This is a genomic window from Rossellomorea sp. LjRoot5 (assembly GCF_964253455.1).
Lineage (GTDB): Bacteria > Bacillota > Bacilli > Bacillales > Bacillaceae_B > Rossellomorea.
This window is the reverse complement of the sequence record NZ_CAXUQN020000004.1, coordinates 1-839: the sequence shown is the minus strand read 5'-3', so window position 1 is coordinate 839 and position 839 is coordinate 1. Positions and strand designations below refer to the sequence as shown.

General features: G+C 52.3%; 1 rRNA gene. It reads left to right on the top strand.

Annotated elements, in window-relative coordinates:
- Positions 1 to 753: ribosomal RNA gene (locus ACSQ2E_RS22820) — 23S ribosomal RNA — on the top strand; the annotation flags it as partial.
- Between the last annotated feature and the right edge of the window lie 86 nt (positions 754 to 839).

Here is an 839-nt window from a genome sequence, read left to right as displayed (position 1 = left end):
AGCTTCGGTGGAGGCATCGGTGGGATACTACCCTGGCTGTATTGAAATTCTAACCCGCGCCCCTTATCGGGGTGGGAGACAGTGTCAGGTGGGCAGTTTGACTGGGGCGGTCGCCTCCTAAAGAGTAACGGAGGCGCCCAAAGGTTCCCTCAGAATGGTTGGAAATCATTCGCAGAGTGTAAAGGCACAAGGGAGCTTGACTGCGAGACCTACAAGTCGAGCAGGGACGAAAGTCGGGCTTAGTGATCCGGTGGTTCCGCATGGAAGGGCCATCGCTCAACGGATAAAAGCTACCCCGGGGATAACAGGCTTATCTCCCCCAAGAGTCCACATCGACGGGGAGGTTTGGCACCTCGATGTCGGCTCATCGCATCCTGGGGCTGTAGTCGGTCCCAAGGGTTGGGCTGTTCGCCCATTAAAGCGGTACGCGAGCTGGGTTCAGAACGTCGTGAGACAGTTCGGTCCCTATCCGTCGTGGGCGCAGGAAATTTGAGAGGAGCTGTCCTTAGTACGAGAGGACCGGGATGGACGCACCGCTGGTGTACCAGTTGTCTTGCCAAAGGCATCGCTGGGTAGCTATGTGCGGAAGGGATAAGTGCTGAAAGCATCTAAGCATGAAGCCCCCCTCGAGATGAGATTTCCCATCACGTAAGTGAGTAAGATCCCTAGAAGATGACTAGGTAGATAGGTCAGAGATGGAAGCATGGCGACATGTGGAGTTGACTGATACTAATCGATCGAGGACTTAACCAAAAAGAGTCATTATTTTAATGAACAACAATGGGTCGATATTCGGCTTTCTTGACATCAATTCTTTATCTAGTTTTGAAGGAACAATT